At 68.1% G+C, this 16,906-nt stretch carries 9 protein-coding genes; 4 read left to right on the plus strand and 5 right to left on the minus strand.

All coding sequences use genetic code 11. From position 1 onward, the window contains the following. Positions 1 to 2 precede the first annotated feature (2 nt). From AB4Z32_RS09640 to AB4Z32_RS09650, 3 genes are all read right to left on the minus strand, one after another. Positions 3 to 815, minus strand: coding sequence for a DUF4123 domain-containing protein (locus tag AB4Z32_RS09640; protein ID WP_442121623.1), 813 nt, complete (start codon positions 813 to 815; stop codon positions 3 to 5). 1 nt (position 816) lies between these two features. Further along, entirely contained in the window at positions 817 to 3,624 is a 2,808-nt protein-coding gene (locus tag AB4Z32_RS09645; RefSeq protein ID WP_442121624.1) for a type VI secretion system Vgr family protein, read from the minus strand. Between the two features lie 115 nt (positions 3,625 to 3,739). Further along, the gene (locus tag AB4Z32_RS09650; protein WP_442121625.1) at positions 3,740 to 4,300 is read right to left on the minus strand and encodes a hypothetical protein; all 561 of its coding nucleotides are present in this window, start codon (positions 4,298 to 4,300) and stop codon (positions 3,740 to 3,742) included. A gap of 216 nt (positions 4,301 to 4,516) precedes the next feature. Between AB4Z32_RS09650 and AB4Z32_RS09655 the strand changes: the two genes are divergently transcribed. Continuing rightward, positions 4,517 to 5,530 carry a 5'-nucleotidase gene (locus AB4Z32_RS09655; RefSeq protein WP_442121626.1) on the plus strand — a complete coding sequence of 338 codons (1,014 nt, stop codon included), beginning with the start codon at positions 4,517 to 4,519 and terminating at the stop codon, positions 5,528 to 5,530. Here AB4Z32_RS09655 and pbpC read toward each other — a convergent pair. Both pbpC and AB4Z32_RS09665 read right to left on the minus strand, forming a co-directional pair. Further along, positions 5,437 to 7,626: a penicillin-binding protein 1C gene (gene pbpC / locus AB4Z32_RS09660; RefSeq protein WP_442121741.1), complete on the minus strand. Its 2,190-nt coding sequence runs from the start codon at positions 7,624 to 7,626 to the stop codon at positions 5,437 to 5,439. The genes AB4Z32_RS09655 and pbpC overlap by 94 nt on opposite strands. Next, positions 7,626 to 13,367 (minus strand): alpha-2-macroglobulin family protein, encoded by a 5,742-nt coding sequence (locus AB4Z32_RS09665; RefSeq protein ID WP_442121627.1) that lies wholly within the window; start codon positions 13,365 to 13,367, stop codon positions 7,626 to 7,628. Before AB4Z32_RS09665 ends, pbpC begins: the two co-directional genes overlap by 1 nt. Before the next feature lie 172 nt (positions 13,368 to 13,539). Between AB4Z32_RS09665 and AB4Z32_RS09670 the strand changes: the two genes are divergently transcribed. From AB4Z32_RS09670 to AB4Z32_RS09680, 3 genes are all read left to right on the plus strand, one after another. Continuing rightward, complete coding sequence (locus tag AB4Z32_RS09670; protein WP_442121628.1) at positions 13,540 to 14,940, plus strand: L-cystine transporter; 1,401 nt, start codon at positions 13,540 to 13,542, stop codon at positions 14,938 to 14,940. Positions 14,941 to 15,147: 207 nt separating this feature from the next. Beyond that, positions 15,148 to 15,912: a histidine phosphatase family protein gene (locus AB4Z32_RS09675; RefSeq protein ID WP_442121629.1), complete on the plus strand. Its 765-nt coding sequence runs from the start codon at positions 15,148 to 15,150 to the stop codon at positions 15,910 to 15,912. Positions 15,913 to 15,925: 13 nt separating this feature from the next. Beyond that, positions 15,926 to 16,897: an NAD(P)H-hydrate dehydratase gene (locus AB4Z32_RS09680; RefSeq protein WP_442121630.1), complete on the plus strand. Its 972-nt coding sequence runs from the start codon at positions 15,926 to 15,928 to the stop codon at positions 16,895 to 16,897. The last annotated feature ends 9 nt before the right edge of the window (positions 16,898 to 16,906 follow it).

Genomic DNA, 16,906 nt, shown 5'->3' on the forward strand with positions numbered 1-16,906 from the left:
TCTCAGTCTCCACGCAAATATTCATCGAACCACGCCTGAAATACCGAGCGCATATCCGAAACATCGTGAAGGCGGCGCTGACGCCAAAGCCACTCGCACCAATCAAGGAGCGCACTATCCAGCAACTGCGTGGTATGGACGGCGTGTAGTGCACTGGTGACAAGTGCATGGCTTCGGGAGGGATGCTCAAATACTTTGTGTCCGCGGTTCGCCAACATCACTAATATTTCATCCGCCGCGCTGTCCATGACGAGAAAGGCAAATTGATGCTGATCCAGTTCTGCCTGTACAGCTATATCTGTGTCACAACCAGGAAGGACTAGGTCGCACCAGCAACCAGTCCTATCGATATACGACCAACACACCGCAGGACCGGTTATCTGTGCACATTGCACAGGGCTAAGCGCTTTGAGAATGGCCGACAGCCTCCGTGTATCCGGAAAGCGAAAATTGAAGCGTTGGCCGTCTGACTCCACTAAGCACCAACCGCCCAATCGATCTGCCAACTGTTCCAGCGTCTCCGATGTCTCGATGGCACTCACCATGGGCCAACGATTACAGCGCCCGAGGAACCGCTTCAAGAATCTGTCATCAGGCACGAACGCAGTCAGGAACGGGGATACGTCTTCGGCCTCTTCGGAACATCCCGGAAGCGCGTCAAACAAGAGCGCCTTGCTCTCCTTTGGAAGCCGCCTGTGCAGCCCAGGAACGAATGCGCCATCAAGCAGCAAATACATTTTTCGCGAAGCCGGTAACTGACTCGCACGCCGAATCAGGATATCGATCCAATCTTCGGTAAATGCGTCAATGAGCATGTCATTCCACCATGGTAAAAGTTGACCCCGCCATGAGAGCTTTTTTCAGGCAGGCGATACACACGCTGCTCGGCAACGCTGGCATATCGAAAGTGCGCTTTTCTGGATCTGCAAAGCTCTTCTTCCCCGCATGCACAGCAATCTTCCCCGGACACTGCACCAAAATATTCCCACCCTCGATCGTGATATTTGCCCCGCCCGCCGTCGACAAATTGATCCGCTTGGCCGCCGCCCAGTCGATATGCGCATTGGCACTGATCACATTGACCTCATCCCGCGCCTGCACGCGAAGTCCATCACCCTGCGCCTGAATGTCGATTGCCTCTTTCGCCGCAAGCAGTTGCAGACCAAGCCCGCCCTCCCCAGCCTTGACCGCGCCGCCCAGCACACCGATCGCCTGGCCGCTATGCACCCGCATCTGTCCGCCAGTGACGAACTGTGTATCCAGCCCACTCATCACTGTTACGGTCTCGCCGTTGGCCAGTTGCAGACTCTGCCCGGCATTCGCTCCGAAGCCATCCCTCGCGGATACGGCAATGATCGGATCGGCCATATGCGCCAGCTTTTCGCCGGAGCCGGCAAGCTCGGCCATCGCCGACACCGATGCATGCATGGCCTTCAATGGCGGCGCCTTGTCATCGAGCGCACTCGCGTTGGCCCTGGCGGCGCCAAGATGCGCCGCCAGGCCGACGGTCAGATGCGTCGAAGCAGCCGTACTGAACGATTCAGCTAGTGAAACGGCCTGTTGGAGCAGGCCGGCGCCTGCCGCGTTTTCGCCGGCCGGATCGCGGGCGGCAGCAGCATGCCCGATCCCGTAGCTGGAGACCAGCAAGCCACCGCCCGCGCGCACCGCGCCGTAATGGTCGGTACGCAGCTCGGCGCCCAGACCCCGGAAGCTGCCCCGGTAGTTGTCGGCAGCATGAATCAGATGCCCCAGATTCAGTTCCGAAGCAGCGTAGGTGCATCTGAGCTGGACGCGGCCCTGGGCATCGGTATCGTCGAACAGCAGCTGGTTGTAGCCATGGCCGCCGAATTCCTTGCTACGCACGCCCCACTGCGCGCCAGCGTTGCGATGGCCGCCGTTGTCGGCTGACGCGCCATGCCAGACGGGGCTATGTCCACCTGCCAGATTCCCCTGTCCCGAGGCACGGCGGTCATGTGCGGCGGCAAAGCACGAGGTGTCGTTGTCGGCAGTCGCTTGCCCGCCCGGGGTTGGCACGATGCCTCCCTCGCCTCGCCCGTTGTACAAGGCGCCGACCACGATCGGCCGGTCGATGTCGTTCTCGATGAACTGCACCAGCACTTCCTGCCCGATCCGCGGCAGGAACTGGCAGCCCATGCCGCCGCCAGCCGAACGCTGGGCCACGCGCACCCAGCAGGAGGCGTTGCCGCTCATTCGTCCACTTTCCTGCCAATGAAAGCGGATGCGCACGCGGCCCAGGCGGTCACAGTACAGCTCATCGGCGCCGCTCGGGCTGTCGCCGCCGTCCGCGCCGACCACGATGGCGCTCTGGGCACCGAAGGCGGTCGGCTTACGAAGCGTAGGATCATCGTCGATCAGGAGCCCGGGACACCACGGCACTTCGGCCGGGATCGCCGTAAACTGGTTGCCATAGCCGGACTTGAGGGCGCGTTCGACCACCAGCGCCTGGCTGCCGGACAGCTGCGCGCCGGTGAGCTCTTCCAGCAGCTCGGGAATCGGTCCGAACAGCTCCTCCAGCGCCTGCGTGGCCGGCGGCGGCAAGTTGTTCACCCCGACACTCCATACACGCAAGACCGTGAACGCCGCCGCATTGCCGAGCTCACGGCGCGGCGCACCGGTCACCGTCATCCTGGCGCCGGCGCGCAGCGTGCGGACCGTCGAGCGGCCCCGCCATAGCTGTCCGCGCGCTTCCCGCGCCTGCATGCGCAGGTCGGCGTCGCGACGGGCCTGGCCGCGGTCGGCGTAGGCGTACTGTCCCGGCACCTCGTAGGCTTCGAGCTCCGGCAGGCTGCGCCCGTAGCGGACAAGCGAAGGCGCGCTGCCGGTGACGCTCTGCCCGGCCTTGTAATCGCTGCTCAGCACCGTGACCAGGGACGCGTGCAGGCGCCGCTGCGATTCCAGTGCCTGCACCGTATCCGAGGCTTCGACGGCGCTGACGCCGTCGAAGCGGATGCCGCCGTCCTGCGCGCTGCTGGGGTCTTCGGGAACAGCGCAGGGCTGGGTGCTGTCCGCGAAGATCACCAGTTCGGTGTCATCCAGGCGCCAGCTCAGGCCCTCTTCGGCCAACAGTCTGCGCACGAAATCGAGATCGGACTCGCGGTACTGGCAACAGTAGCTGCGCGGCTTGGCGTCGGCGATGAAGGGGCTGGTGTCGTCGCTCCAGCGCCACTTCGCCAGCGGCAGCCATGGCTCGAACACGTCGTCGACGATCCCGATGACGGATTTGTCTTGCCAAACGCGGCTGTTGCTGCCCTGGCCGAGGCGCCACAGCCAGGGCGAGATCCGGATGCGATAGCGGGCGAAGCCGCCGTCGCTGCCCAGCATCGCGGCTTCGCTGACCTCGCCGGCGAAGCCGGTGCGGCTGCCGTCGGCCAGGCTCACCTCCAGGCTGGCCGAGCGTCCGAGCATGGAGGCCGGGTCGAGATGCGCGCTGGTCGACAGGGCGATCACGTCGCGCACGCCCACTTCGTCGATTGCGTCGTCAGCTGCGAAGGCTTCGACCAGCAATGCGTCGGCGGCCCCGTCGATGCTCAGCTCAATCAGCCGGGTCGTGCCCGAGAATTCTGCCAGCGCGGCGCTGAGCTGTTCCGTCAGGGCGTTGATCATGACCGCACGCACTCCTTATCGACTGATTGGCGTTGCCAAGATACAGTAGGTAAGAAGCAATTTCTTGCGCAAGCTCACACCGTGACGCAGCGTAAGCATCGTACGTAACAAGGCACTAGCTCTCGAGCCCCCTCAGCGCCTCGATCCCCTCCGGATCCAGCGTCAACTTTTCCGCAGCCAGCCGGATCTTCCGGTAATAAATCCCATTCCTGACACCCCGATAATCCTTGTAGGCTTCCGCAATCGGGTCGGTCTTTCCCTCCCGCCGCGCCTTGTCGATCAAGGCCTGCAGGTAGCGCGTGCCGGCGCGGATATTGGTCGCCTCGTCGATGAAGGCCAGGCTGGCGTGGAAGGCGTCCGCTTCCCGGTACAGCTCGGCCTCAAGCCGGCGTTCGCCCGGCGGCTTGCGCAGGTTGTCGAGCCGGTACAGTTCCCGGTTGGCCACCTTCAGCATCTGCATCAGGCCACGTGCGCTGCTGCCCCTGGCCTGGGCGGCCTTGTCGAAGCGCGATTCCATATAAATCTGGGAGACGATCATGTCGGTGCCGAGGCTGGACTCGTTGTTCGCTTCGACCAGCGCCCTGATCGCGCGCAGGCGCGCCAGCAGCTCTTCCTGCGATGGGACTTCGCCATTGCCCGGAGACGATCCCCCCTCCGGCACTGCCTGCTTGTCCATGTCCGTCTCCTTGCATGACCGGCAGTCTCATCGTCACTCGAACGGGACTGACCCGGCTTGCGTTTGCTCAGCCACATGCAATGGGGGTACGGGCCATGACCCCTTGCTCGACCTCAACGGAGCCGGAGATTCTCGTCGATTCGTTTCCCAAAGGAACCGTGGGGTCGGGTAAGATCGATCGGTATCGCCACTCAACCATTCAGCCATTCAGCCGCCATGCCCCTCGACCTTTCAGACACCCTCGTCGTCGGCATTTCCGCCACTGCCCTGTTCGACCTGGCCGAAGCGGATGCCGTCTACAAAGCCAGACACGCGAAAAATCCCCAGAGCGCGCTCGAGGAGTACCGCGCCTACATGCTGGAACGCGAAAACGAAGCGCTACGCGACGGCACCGGCATGCCGCTGGTGCGCGCCCTGCTCGGCCTGAACCGCTTTGCGTCCTCCGAATCCCGGCCCCTGGTCGAGGTGGTGGTCATGTCGCGCAACAGTCCCGAGACCGGGGTCCGCGTCTTCAACAACATCCGCTCGCGCGGGCTGCCGATCTCGCGCCACGCCTTCACCGGCGGGCAGTCGGTGGTCGATTACCTGGACGCCTTCGCGGTCGACCTGTTCCTGACCACGAACGTCGACGACGCCCAGCGCATCATCGATGCCCAGGCCTGCGCCGCCGCCGTGCTCAAGCCGCCGCCGCACGCCGGCGAGGCGCCGCTCGAGGACCAGGTGCGGATCGCCTTCGACGGCGACGCCGTGCTGTTCGACGATTCCAGTGAGCTGGTCTACAAGACCGAAGGCCTGGGCCGCTTCCACACGATCGAGGACGAAAAGCAGAACGAGCCGATGAACGACGGGCCCTATGCGATCCTGCTGCGCAAGCTGGCCAGGCTGCAGGAACGCCTGCCCTTCGGCGCGGATGCGTCCCCGGTGCGCATCGCCATCGTCACCGCGCGCAGCGCGCCGGCCGAGATGCGGGTCATCAATACCCTGCGCCACTGGGGGGTCTACGTGAACGAGATCTTCTTCCTGGGCGGCGTGCCGAAGTCGAAGGTCGTGAAGGCCTTCCGCGCCCACATCTTCTTCGACGACCAGGACCTGCACCTCGATCCCGCCGCCAAGCACGTGCCTTCCGGCCGCGTGCCCTACCGCTCGGACTCGCCGCTGTTTTCGCCTCTGGCCGGGGTAGAGCTGGCCGACGATCCGCCGCTGCTGGTCGAGAAGCTCGAAACCAGCTGAGAACCGCCGCGCACCTCGAAACGGGCGCTCGCCAAAGTGCGCCCGTCCCGCCCCACCAGCTTCAGTTCATGCTTGCCCGGTACCGGCGCCCAGCCGGCTTCCAGCTCGGCCGCGCCCACTTCTTTACCGTCCAGCACCCAGGCCAGGCCGCCCTCGCCCTGGGCCTCGAAACGCAGCCGCTGCAGGCGTTCGGGGATGTCGGGGTCGAGTGCGATCAGGCTGGAATCGGCCGGATACACGATCTTCGGCTGGCGCTGCGAGGGCGCCAGCAGCTCCACCGATGCGGTCTCGGTGCCGCGCACGAACCACTCGCTGCGCGGCGCTTCCACCGCGGGCGTGAAGGCGACCGTCTGTCGCACCACGCCTGACGGCGGCGCCGGCGCGCGGCCTGGCCGGTCGCGGTGCAGGTAGTCCATCACATCGCGCCACACCGGCGCCGCGCCCGAGACGCCGGACACGTCCCACATCGGGCTACCGTCGAAATTGCCGACCCAGACCCCGACCGTGTAGCGGTCCGTGAAGCCGACGCACCAGTTGTCGCGCATGTCCTTGCTGGTGCCGGTCTTCACCGCGCTCCAGAAGCTGGTGGCGAGCTCGTTGCGCAGGCCGAAGGTGACGCTGCGCGCGCCGCGGTCGGACAGGATGTCGGCGACGATGAAGGCGCCGCGTTCGTCCAGCGCGCGGCGCTGCTTCTCCGGTGCGCGCGCCCTGAGCGTGACGCTGCCCTGCAGGCCGCCATTGGCCAGCGTGCGGTAGGCGTTGCTGAGGTCCAGCAGGCTGACGTCGGCGGAGCCCAGCGCCAGCGAATAGCCGTAGAAATCGGCCGCCTCCGTCAGGCTGGCGATGCCGACTTCGCGCAGCCGCTCATGGAAGCGTTCCAGTCCCGTCAGCATCAGGGTGCGCACCGCCGGGATGTTCAGCGAGCCGGCCAGGCTGGTGCGCACGCTCGCCACCTCGTGGTAGCGGCGGTCGTAGTTCTGCGGTACGTAAAGGCCGCCGACGGTCGGGATGTCGACCGGGGTATCGTCCAGCAGAGACGCCGCATGCAGCACGCCGCGTTCGATCGCCAGCTCGTACAGGAAGGGTTTCAAGGTCGATCCGGCCTGGCGCAGGGCGGCCACGCCGTCCACTTCTTTGCTGCCCGTGTTGGCGACATAGGCGAGGATCTCGCCGCTGGCGTTGTCCAGCACCACCACGGCGCCGTCGCCGACGTTGCGCTCGGCCAGTTCGGCCAGGTGGCGGCGCAGGGTTGCGGCGGCGAAGCGCTGCAGCTTCGCATCCAGGGTGCTGCGGGCCGCGCGCTGGCCGCTGCCGCCGTCCAGCAGCTGGCGCGCCACCTGGGCCGGCGGCTGCTGGAAGGCCGCGCCCGGACGGCTCAGGGCCACCTCGACCTGCCACTCGATGGTGGCGCAGTTCGACGCCGCCTTCAGTTCCGCGGCCAGTGCACAGGCGCGGCGCGCGACCTCGCGGCCGGGGGCGCCCGGTGCGCGCAGCAGGCTCGCCAGGATCGCCGATTCGCCGATGTCCAGGCTGATTGGTGCCTTGCCGAACAAGCCACGCGATGCCGCGCCGACGCCCTGCAGCTCGCCGTGGAAGCTTGCCAGGTTCAGGTAGGCCTCCAGGATCTGCTGCTTGCTCCAGCCGGCCTCCAGCTCGCGCGCGGCGAGGGCCTGGTCCCACTTCTGGCTCCAGCTGCGGCCGGCCGCGCGGGCCGCCAGCCCCGGGTCGAGCAGGCCGGCCAGCTGCATCGTGATGGTTGACGCTCCGCGCAGGCGCGACGGGCCGCCGCGCCCGACCCGCAACAGGTTGTCCCAGGCCGCCTGGCCGACCGCCTTGAAGTCGATGCCGCCATGTTCCATGAAGCGCTGGTCCTCGGCCTGCATCACCGCGCGGCCCAGGCTGGGCGAGATGTCGGCCAGCGCCACCCAGGGCTGGCGGCGCGCCGCCATGTCGATGCGCACGCTCTCCAGCGGCTCGCCGTGGCGGTCCAGCAGCTGGGCGTCCGAAGGCTTCCAGGCGGCCTTTACCTGTTCGGGCGCCGGCACTGCGGCCGCAGCCGGAACGGCGATCGCCAGGGCCAGCAGCAAGGCACGCATCACGGTCCCACCACCACCCCGGCATTCGGCAGCTCGCCGAACATCTCCGGGTTGTAGAGGGCCTCGACCCGCGTGACGGGCATGGCGAAACGGCCCTCGTTATTCAGGCGCACCGTGTACTCGACGCTGAAGCTGCCCTTCGGGACGAACTCATAGTAGGAACGGAAGGCGGCCTGGGTGCGTTCCTGGAAGGCCGGGAAGACCCAGCCGCGGAAGCGCTCGCCGGCGGTGGCGATCTGGCTGTCGCGCCCGAGTCCCGTGCCGAGGATGCTGGCGCCGGCCGGGATCGGATCGTCGACCACCACCCAGGTCATGTCGGCCTGGGCCTCGACGTCGATCCGCACGCGGTAGACGTCGCCGCGCGACCACTGGCCCTTGGTCTTCTGTTCCACTGGCGTGATGCTGCGCACGATCCGGTAGCCCGAGGACAGCGCCGCCTTGAGCGGCACCGCGCCCAGGCTGCGCACGGTCGCCCATGGCTTGCCGCTGCCGAGCTGGCGCAGCTTCAGGGTCGCCGGCCGTTCCGGCCAGGCCTGCAGCACCGTCGACGGCACCGTGCCGGTCCAGGATGCGGCGCCCAGCGTCAACTGCGCATTGCCGCTCACCGGCTCGGCCTCGACCTTGCGCGAGAAGGCATCCAGCGCCACCACGCCCCAGGCGTTGGCGGTGGTCGTGTTCCATCGTCCCTGCTTCTGGCGGCCCAGCGCGCCGCGCGCCAGGCGGCCGATGTCGGCCTGCCAGAACGGGTCGCCGGTGGCGGCCAGCAGCAGGCGGTTGGCATTGACGTCGGCGGAGGCCATCAACCACCACCAGTCGTCGCGGCGCTCGGTCGAGAAGCCGAGGGTCGTGCCCTGCAGGTTCAGGCGCCCGCGCAGCACCTGGCGCGCCTGCGCGAGCTGCTGCTCGCGCTGCGGCAGGTCGCGGGTGCGGGTGAGCACCTGGTACCAGTCCAGCACGGCGGAGGTCGGCCACTGGTTCGGTTCGACCGTGATCGATTCCAGCATCGCCGGCTTCACCATCCCGCTCCTCGACAAGGCCTCCAGAGCGGCCAGCTTGCGCACCGTGAGTTCGCCGCTGGCCAGGTAGGGCGGGCGGGCGATCTTGCCGTCGACGAAGGCGGTGAGTCCGGCTTCCATGCGCTGCTTCAGGTCTTCGGGAATAGCGTAGCCGGCTTCGCCTGTCAGGGACAGCACATAGGCCGTCAGGGTGTCGCTGCCCAGTTCCATCGGCGCGAAGTACTTGACCAGGCCATCCGCATCCAGGTGGGCCGGCAAGGTCGCCACCGTGGCTTCCCACATGGTCTTGTCGCGCAGCGCCACCGAGCGAGAGGTGCGCTGCTCGAAGCAGGTGTAGGGATAGGCGCGCATGTAGTCGCGCACGCCCGGCAGGTCGCCGCCCAGGCGCGCGCTCAGCATGGTCTCGACGCCGCCGCGTCCCGGCAGCGCGTCCGCCGGGCGCTGCACCGGCAGGGTCTTCTCGCCGTCGAGCTGGAGCAGGGTTGCCTGCAGGGTGCGCACCGGCACCGCCACGCCCACCTGCTGGCGGATGCGGATGCGGTCCTGCGCCCCTTCTCCGCCGTTGGCGTCGACCTCCCACTGCAGGGCTTTGGCGCCGGCCTGCACGCTCCAGTTCCAGCCCAGCTCGCGGGCCTCGCCCGGCGCCAGGGTCACGCTCAGGGGCGCCAGCGACTGGCCCTTGCCCGCATCCGCGCCCACGCTCGCCCCCAGGCGCACCGTCAGCTCGCGCTGCGAGGCATTGCGCACCGTGAAGCCGGCGCGGAAGCTGTCGCCCTCGCGCACGCTGGCGGGGAGCCCCGACAGCAGCATCAGGTCCTGGGTGGTGCGGATGTCGGCCGAGCCGGTGCCGAACAGGCCGGCCCCGCCGCTGGCCACGGCGACGATGCGGAAGCTGCCCAGGGTGTCGTTGAGCGGCACCTGCACGCTGGCTTCGCCGTTGGCGTCGACCGCCACCTTGCCCTTCCACAGCAGCAGGGTCTCGAACAATTCGCGGGTCGCGCTGCGCCCGCCGCCGCCGCCGTGCGGGAAGGCCTTGCGGCCGAAGTGGCGCTTGCCGATCACCTGCATCTGCGCGGTCGCCGTCTCGACCTGCAGGTTCCGTTCGCGCATCATGGTCTCCAGCAGGTTCCAGCTGGTGTTCGGCATCAGCTCCAGCAGGCCGGCGTCGACCGCCGCCAGCGCCACCTCGGTCCCGGCCGGCAGCCTGCCGCCGCCGGGCGCCTCGACCTTCAGCGTCACCTTCGCCTGCTCGCGCACCTTGTAGACGCTGCGTTCCGGCATCACCTTCACCTTCAGCTCGTGCCCGGCCCAGCCGACGCGCAGCGGCGCGTAACCGAGCTTGTAGGCCGGCTTGCCGAGATCGACCAGCGCGGTGGGCTGCACGCCGCCCACGCGTCCGCGCACCACCAGGGCCGACACGAAGACGTTCGGCGCATAGCTGTCCTTGACCGGGATGCCGACCGACTGGTCGCGACCGGACAGCTGGCGCACATAGGCGTCGAGGATGCCTTCGCGCTCCACCGTCACCAGCACGCTGGCCTTGCGGAAGGGGCTGCGCACCTGCAGGGTCGCGGTCTCGCCGGGTTCGTAGCGCTTCGTCGACGGCAGCAGGTCGATGCGGTCATGGTCGCCGGCGGCAAACCACTGTTCCTCGGCGCCGCCGATCCAGATCTCGCGCCGGGTCGCGGCCACCCTTCCCTGCGGGTCGCTGGCGCGGGCACGCAGGATCAGGTCGCCCTCGGCCGGAGCGGACACCTCGCAGGCCAGCAGGCCCTGCGCATCGGTCTTGCCGCCGCAGGCCTCGCCCAGGCGTTTGATCTCGCTGCTGTGCTCATACGCGTAGAAGCCGCCGACCAGGCGCCGGCGGTGCGAGGTGGTCCGGCGCACGAAGAAGTCGACGCCGACCGCGACGCCGGACACGGGCTTGCCGGCGGCGTCCAGCACCACGGCCTGGAACTTGACCGCATCTTTGGTCTGCATCCAGCCGTTCGGCCTGATGCCGACCACGTAGGCCGAGGGCCACAGCGGCACCCGCGCCGCCACGGTCGAGGTCTCGCCGTTCGGATCCTGGAAGGACAGTTCCGCCAGCAGGCTTTTCGGCTTGTCGAGCGGCGGCAGCCTGTCCACAGCGATGCGCGCGCCGCCGGCACGGTCCAGGGTCAGCGACTGGGTGCGCGCGGCTTCGAGCTGCCCGTCTCCTTCCTCGCTGCCGGCGTCCTCCTCCTCGTCGCCGCCGCCCATCGCCACCACGCCTTCCTTGACGTCGCCCAGCCCCAGGCCGAATTCCTCATAACCGGGGAACTGCACGCCGGTCTCCTGCACCACGCTGCGCAGCTTGACCGGGACCTGGGCCGCCGGACCGCCGAACAGATAACCCACCTGGGCATCGAAGGTAACCGCGTTCGGCGCCACCTGGGCCTGGTCCGGCGATTTCAGCACCGCTTTCATGGTCGGCACGCGGAACTGCTCGACGCGGAAGGAGCCGGACACCTGGCCGCCGACCAGCACTTCGTACACGCCCAGTTTGGCGTCCTGCGGGATCTTCCACTCGCCCTGGGCCGCGCCGCCGGCATCCCAGTCGAGCGCGAATCCGGTCTTCTCGCCGCTGCCCTGGTGGACGATGAAACCGCGGACCGGGTACGCGGTCTTGTCGACGCCGAGTTCCTGGGCGCGCCAGTCCTGGTTCGAAGCCGGCGGCCTGTCATTCACCTTGACCATGGCGAAGCCGGCGCTCGTGTGGCGGCGCAGGAAGTGCTTCATGTGCACGGTCTCGCCGGCGCGCAGCAGGGTGCGGTCGAAAACGGTGGCGGCGATGCGGCTGTCCTCGAAGCGGCCGCCGGTCGGCAGGTTGAAACGCCAGTTCTCGATGCCCTCATGCCAGTCCGACAGCGTGAAGCTGAAGTCCTCGCCGCGGCGCGCGCTGACGAAGTAGCCGTCCATGCCCTTGCAGCGCGATGCCGGCAGTTCCTTGCGGATGCGGGCGATGCCCTGCGCATCGCTGGTCCCGCTCCACAGCAGGCGCGCCGCGCAATCGCGCACCTCGACCCGGGCGCCGCCCACCGGCCTGCCCTGGTCGAGCGAGGTCACCCATACCAGCGAGGATTGCGCGCCCAGCTTGAAGTGGGCCGCCATATTCGTGACCAGGGCGCTGCTGCGGACCCAGGCGCTGCGCCCTTTCGGATTCAGGGCCGCACCCAGGCGCGGGCTTTCCAGCTCCACCACATAAAAGCCCGGCTCGCGCAGCGGAATGCCGATGACTTCGAAGGCGCGCCGTCCGTTCGGCTTGGGCAGGATGAAGCGCTGCAGGGTATCCGGCCTGGCCCCGGCAAATACCGACGTCTCGAGCTGCTTGCCGGAGGGCTGGTCCGGCGTCCAGCCGGTGCCCGGCCGGGACAGCTTGCGCAGCCAGGCGATGATGTCCTGCTCGCGGCCGCCCTTCAGCTGCAGGGTGGCGCCACTGCCGTGCAGCTTGCCCGCCAGCCTGGGTTCGACGTTGCGCACCGTGACCGGCAGCATGCGGTCCCCTTTCGCTTCGAGGATGCCGAAAGGCGCCGCGAACTTCACCAGCGGCGGCGCCTCGCCGGTGCGGATCGGCAGCGGGAAGCGCGCACGGTTCACCAGCGGCCGGCCGGCATCGTCCTTCAGGCCGTCCGGAAGGTGCAGGCTCAGGCGCGCCTGTTCCGGGAAGGGCCCGGGCAGGCTGACCATGCTCACCGTGGCGCCGCGCTCTTCGTCCTTGCCGAAGGCCACCGGATGGCGCTTGCCGTTCGCCTCTTCCAGGTAGATGCCGCGCGCATCGGCCACGGCGATCGGCGCGCTGAATTCCAGGCGCATCGGCAGGAAGGGAATGCACTGGGCCCGCGCGCTGACCCGGTCGCAGCGCAGCCTGGCGCTGAAGTCGGGCCGGGTCTTGTAGGCCAGCATGTGGTCGGCGCTGGTGGCGGCGCCGTTGGCGGCGGCGATACCCTTGCCCCAGACCAGGGCCACCTTGGTATCGGCCGGCAGGGTGCGCTGGCATTGCAGCACCAGCAGGCGATCGAGCTTGCCCGCGCGTTCGTCGGCGCGCAGCCGGGCCGGCGTATAGGGCTTGCCGCGTTCCTGCCCGCCATCGCCATCGCTGCGCAGGGTGTTCTGGACCATCCAGCGGCTCGCCAGCAGCGCCTGTTCGCGCGCCTCGCCGCCCAGGATGCTCACGCCGATCTTCTCGGCGATGCCGTCGGCCTGGCACCAGGCATGGCCGCTGACGGACGGCGCCGTGGCGGGGGCCGACAGCGCCAGCACGAAGGCCTGGTGCTCGTCGATCGCGCTGCTGCCGTCGTAGGGCGCGGCGTGGAGGACGGCCGGCCCGCCGGTGGCGAGCACGAATTCGCGCCGGCCCGCCTGCGCCTGCCCTGCCAGGTCGCGCAGGTCGGCGCGCAGCTGGAAGCGGCAGCGCACGGCGCCGGGCAGGTCGCGTTCGAAGTCGTAGGCCCAGGTGCGGTCGTCGACCCAGCGTCCCTTGCCGGGCACCGGACAGTCGACCTCGAAAGGCGCCGGCGCGCGCAGGTCGCCGAAGGGCACCATGGGGACGGAGAAGCGCGCCGTGGCCTGGCGCACCTGGCTGACGGTCCCTTCCGGAGAAAACATCTCGATGCCGGGCGGCGCCGTCTGCGCCAGCGCGGCGGTGGCGGGCCACCAGCACAGCCCCCCCAGGTACAGCCCCCTCAGCAAGCTCACGCCGCGCATCTTTTTCCTCCTGTCCGAAGCCAGCCGATCTTGCCATAAAGGCTAACCCTGTCAACAACATTTACAACCGTAAAAAAAGACAGCCTATGCACGCTATGCATGAATGGCTATAAAATGCGTCTGTTATATTTCCTGTACGCATATACGACGACAGGCATCCACCGAAGACACCATGCACATCCAATTGATCCTGAACCTGGCCATTGCCCTCGCCGTCTGCGCCCTGCTGTTCTTCATGCAGCAGCGCCATGTCTCCTTCACCAAGCGGGTGTTCACCGGCCTCGGCCTCGGCATCGTGCTGGGCGCAGGCTTCCAGGCCGTGTACGGGCTCGGTTCGCCGGTCATCGCCGATACCGATGCCTGGCTCGACGTGCTCGGCACCGGCTACGTCAAGCTGCTGCAGATGATCATCATCCCGCTGATCATGGTCTCCATCATCCAGGCCATCCTGAAGCTGCGCGACGCCTCCTCGCTCGGCAAGATCAGCGCGCTGACGATCGGCACCCTGATGATCACCACCGCCATCGCCGCCGGCATCGGCATCCTGATGGCCAAGCTGTTCGGCCTGTCCGCGGTCGGCCTGACCTCGAGCGCGGCCGAAGTCGCGCGCGGCGCCTACCTCGAAGGCAAGCTGGCCACCGCCCAGCAGCTGTCGGTGCCGAACACCATCCTCTCCTTCCTGCCGGAGAACCCCTTCCTCGACATGACCGGCGCGCGCAAGACCTCGACCATCGCCGTGGTCCTGTTCTCGATCTTCATCGGCGTATCAAGCACCGGCATCGCAGGCAAGAAGCCGGACGTGTTCGAGTCCTTCAGCCACTTCGTGCACGTCGCCCACGTGATCGTGATGCGCATGGTGACCCTGGTGCTGCGCCTGACGCCCTTCGGCGTGTTCGCCCTGATCACCCAGGTGCTGGCCAGCTCCAGCCTCCAGGACATCCTCAACCTGATCGGCTTCGTGATGGCCTCGTACAGCGCCCTGATCCTGATGTTCTGCGTGCATCTGCTGATCGTCGGCGGCGTCGGCCTGAACCCGGTGCGCTACGTGAAGAAGATCTTCCCGGTGCTGGCCTTCGCCTTCACCTCGCGCACCTCGGCCGGCAGCATCCCGATGAGCGTGCAGACCCAGACCGCGCGCCTCGGCACGCCCGAGGGCATCGCCAACTTCGCCGCCTCCTTCGGCTCGATGATGGGCCAGAACGGCTGCGCCGGCATCTACCCGGCCATGCTGGCGGTGATGATCGCGCCGACCGTCGGCATCGACCCGTTCACCAGCAGCTTCCTCCTGCCGCTGATCGGCATCGTCACCATCGGCTCGGTGGGCGTTGCCGGGGTCGGCGGCGGCGCCACCTTCGCCGCGCTGATCGTGCTGTCGGCGATGAACCTGCCGGTGGCGCTGGCCGGCCTGCTGATCTCGATCGAGCCGCTGATCGACATGGGCCGCACCGCCCTCAACGTGAGCGGCTCCATCACGGCCGGCACCCTGGCCAGCCGCGTGCTCGGCCAGACCGACATGCGCGTCTTCAACAGCGACGCCGCGGTCAATCTCGACGGCGACGAACAGGTCGCCTGACCCCGCCTCCCCCGCATGCCGGCCGGCCGCCGGCATGCGCGGCCTCGGCTTTCCCGAAGCAAAACCGTTTTCCTGGCGTGCACTTGTTGACAGCAAACCTCCTGTCGACGGGCCTCCGCACGCGACGTTTTCGGGCGGAATCGTGCGCGAAGGTCCCGACGAATCCGTCTATGATGCCCACATGTCAAAATCACAAATAGGTTGGTGATGGACCAAAAGTGGCCTCAGGAAATCTGGCTGGTCAGGCATGGGCAGAGTGCGGGCAACGTCGCGCGCGATGCCGCCGAAGCCGCGGCCGGACTGCACATCGACATCGCCGAGCGCGATGTCGACGTGCCGCTCTCCGAGCTCGGCCGGCAGCAGTCGGAAGCGCTGGGCGCCTGGTTCGCGGCCCTGCCTCCGCACGAGCAGCCCAGCGTCGTGCTGCACTCGCCCTATGTGCGCGCGGTGCAGACGGCCGCCATCCTGATGCAGCGCCTGGACCGCGACGAACTGCTCGCGGTGCACGCCGACGAACGCCTGCGCGAAAAGGAATTCGGCATCCTCGACCGCCTGACCGTGCTCGGCATCAAGGAGCAATATCCCGACCTGTATGAACAGCGCCGCCACGTCGGCAAGTTCTATTTCCGACCGCCCGGCGGCGAGAGCTGGTGCGACGTCATCCTGCGCCTGCGCAGCGTGCTCGACACCCTCACCCGCGAATACTGCCGCGAGCGCGTGCTGATCGTCGGCCACCAGGTCATCGTCAACTGCTTCCGCTATCTGCTGGAGCGCATGGACGAAGCCGCCATCCTCGAACAGGATCGCGCCGGCGACGTGCCGAACTGCTCGGTCACCTCCTATTCCTTCGACCCGTCGCTGGGCAAGCGCGGCAAGCTCGCCGTGCGGCTGGTCAATTTTGTCGCGCCGCTCGAAGCTACCGGAACCCCCGTCACCACCGGCAAGGATGTGCCGACGGCGGCCAAGGCTTAAGGCGACCTCCACCATGACGCTGCACACCCATGCCCGGCCGCGCGACCTCGATGCAAGCCTGCTGCGCAGCTGGCCGCTGCCGATGCCGTCTTTCGATGCCGACAAGGAGGAGCGCGGCCACGTGCTGATCCTCGGCGGCTCGCGCGAGATGCCGGGCGCCGTCATCCTGGCCGCCGTCGCCGCCCTGCGCGCCGGCGCCGGCAAGCTGACGGTCGCCACCGGCAACAGCGTGGCCCAGCTGGTCGCGCTGGCGATTCCCGAATCCCGCGTGCTGGGGCTGGCCGAGAACGAAGCCGGCGGCTTCACGGTCGAAGCCGTGGCCGCCCTCGATCCGCTGGCCGACCGCATCAACGCCATCCTGATCGGTCCCGGCATGCAGGACGAGGCCGCCACCGCGCGCCTGGTGCATGCCCTGCTGCCGCGCCTGCAAGGCACGGAAACCAGCATCATCCTCGACGCCGATGCGATGGGCGCGATCCTGCATCCGCCGTCCGGCGCCAACCCGCCCTTCCGCTTCGGCGTTCCTGTCCTGGTGACGCCGCACGCGGGCGAGATGGCGCACCTGACCGGCATCCCGAAGGAAAGAATCGCCGACGGCGACGACCGGCTCGCCCTGGAGATGGCGCTGCGCTGGAACGCGGTGGTCACGCTGAAGGGTGCGCGCACCGTGATCGCCACGCCGCAGGGCGAGCGCTGGCAGCACGAAGGCGGCAACGCCGGGCTCGGCACCTCGGGCTCGGGCGACGTCCTGGCCGGCATCATCGCCGGACTGGCGGCACGCGGCGCCGAGCTCGCCCAGGCGGCGGGCTGGGGCGTGGTCCTGCATGCGCGCGCCGGCGACCGGCTCGCGGCGCGCCTGGGCAGGCTCGGTTATCTGGCGCGGGAACTGGCGGACGAAGTCCCCGCGCTGCTCGAACAAGCCGCCGGCGATGCTGCCGACGCGGCATCACGGCCATCCGGCAGTTTCGCCGGGGGGAAGGGCTGAACCCTGACG

Source organism: Massilia sp. 2TAF26, assembly GCF_052115005.1.
Taxonomy (GTDB): Bacteria; Pseudomonadota; Gammaproteobacteria; order Burkholderiales; family Burkholderiaceae_D; genus Telluria.